The organism is Ilyobacter sp. (assembly GCF_041583315.1).
In the GTDB taxonomy this organism is placed as follows: Bacteria; Fusobacteriota; Fusobacteriia; order Fusobacteriales; family Fusobacteriaceae; genus Ilyobacter.
The window spans coordinates 1-2,006 of sequence record NZ_JBFHGC010000525.1; the positions used below are offsets into that span (position 1 = coordinate 1).

2 protein-coding genes are annotated in these 2,006 nt (G+C 37.6%); both read left to right on the forward strand.

Translation table 11 applies throughout. From position 1 onward, the window contains the following. On the forward strand, window positions 1-480 hold a 480-nt coding region (pgk, locus tag ABZA26_RS13785), incomplete at its 5' end, for a phosphoglycerate kinase (protein ID WP_372715069.1). Window positions 481-677: 197 nt separating this feature from the next. Continuing rightward, window positions 678-2,006 (forward strand): metallophosphoesterase (locus ABZA26_RS13790; RefSeq protein WP_372715070.1); only part of this gene is annotated, 1,329 nt, incomplete at its 3' end.

The following is a 2,006-nucleotide window of genomic DNA, read 5'->3' on the forward strand; positions in this document are numbered from 1 at the left end:
AAGCTTGACCTAGCTAAAGAGCTTATGGAAAAAGCCGGAGAAAAATTAATACTTCCAATAGATACTGTAGCTGCAAAGGCTTTTGCTGCAGATGCAGAGCACAGAACAGTAGCTGTGGCAGATATGGCAGAGGATGAAATGGGTCTTGATATAGGAGCAGCCTCTATAGAGCTTTTCACAAAAGCTTTAGAAGGTTCTAAAACTGTTGTTTGGAACGGACCTATGGGAGTATTCGAAATGCCAGCTTTTGCAAAGGGAACAATAGGAGTTTGTGAAGCAATAGCAAACCTTAAAGACGCAACTACAATTATCGGTGGAGGAGACTCTGCTACAGCGGCGATACAGCTAGGATATGCAGATAAATTTACTCATATCTCTACTGGTGGAGGAGCATCTCTTGAGTACTTAGAAGGAAAATTACTTCCAGGAGTAGAATCGATTTCTGAAAAAAGCTGCGGATGTGGATGCGGTTGTAATTAAGATTTTATAAAGTGCGGCTTATGCCGCACTTTTTTTTGTTTTTTTATTTACTGGATATTTATATTTTAACTTAACAAAAAAAGGGTTTTATAAATGGAATTTGAATACAAAAAATTATTTTACTTGAAATTTTATTTTTCAAAGGCTATATTAAAGTAATATAATAAATTAAAAAAATCTAAAAATGGGGGCGATTTATGAAAAAGAAATTCTATATGCTTTCAGGAACAGCTTTGTTGCTGGCACTGACAGCATGCAGCAGCGGAGATATGAAATCAGAGAATACAGTATCTCTGGAAAAATCAAAAGATTTTAACCTGGTAGTGGCACACATCAATGACACCCACGGAAGAGTGGAAGAGGGAAAATACGACGGAATGGGATTTCCTAGAGTTTCCACTGTCCTGAAAGAACTGAGAATGGAAAATGAAAACGTTCTTTTTCTTGATGCAGGAGATACTTTACATGGTACGACATTTGCAACTTTGTCTAAGGGTGAGTCTGTGGTAGAAATACTGAACTATATGAAGCTGGATGCAAGTACTCCTGGAAACCATGATTTCAACTATGGAAAAGACAGACTAAAAGAACTAGAGAAACTTGCAGACTATGAAATTCTCGGAGCCAATGTGGTAACGAAGGACGGCGGTAAGTTTATCGAGCCCTATATAATAAAAGATATGAACGGAGCAAGTATAGGGGTTTTCGGGATAGCAACTCCTGAAACAACTTACAAGACAAATCCTAAAAATGTAGACGGGATAGTATTCGGAGATCCTGTGGAATACTCCAAAAGATCTGTTCAAGAGCTAAAATCCAAGGGTGCGGACTTTATAATAGCACTGACTCACCTGGGGATGGATGAGAGTACAGAGGCAGGACTAAAAAGTACAGACCTGGCTAAATCAGTTGAAGGAATAGACTTAATTGTAGACGGCCACAGTCATACCAAATTGGAAAACGGACTCGTGGTGAATAAAACAACTATAGTTCAGACAGGTGAATACGATAAAAATATGGGGATAATTGACATCAAGGTGGAAAACGGAGTTACGACAATAAATCCAAGACTTATAAGTAAAGAAGAGGCTCTGGGTAAAATTATCGAAAGAGAAATAATGATGGAGGTAACTGAAAGGCTGAAGGTTAATGAAGACTACCTCATAAAAAAAGGTGATACACTTTCTGAAATATCCTATTCTACAAAGGTTCCTGTGAATGAACTGGCTTCAATGAACGGAATCAGCAATGTGGATCTAATATATAAAGGCAATACAATAATGGTGCCTGTGGAAAAAAATATAACAAAAACAGTGACTCAGATAGAAAAAGTGAAAGTTGGCGGAATAGAAGAGGATCCTCAGCTTGTAAAACTAATCGATGACATAAAATCTGAGCAGAAAAAAATAACCCACGTAAAAATAGGGGAAACTCCTGTGCTATTAAATGGAGAGAGGGATTTTGTAAGAACAGGAGAAACCAATCTTTCTAATATGATAACTGAAGCAATGCTATGGAAGACAGGA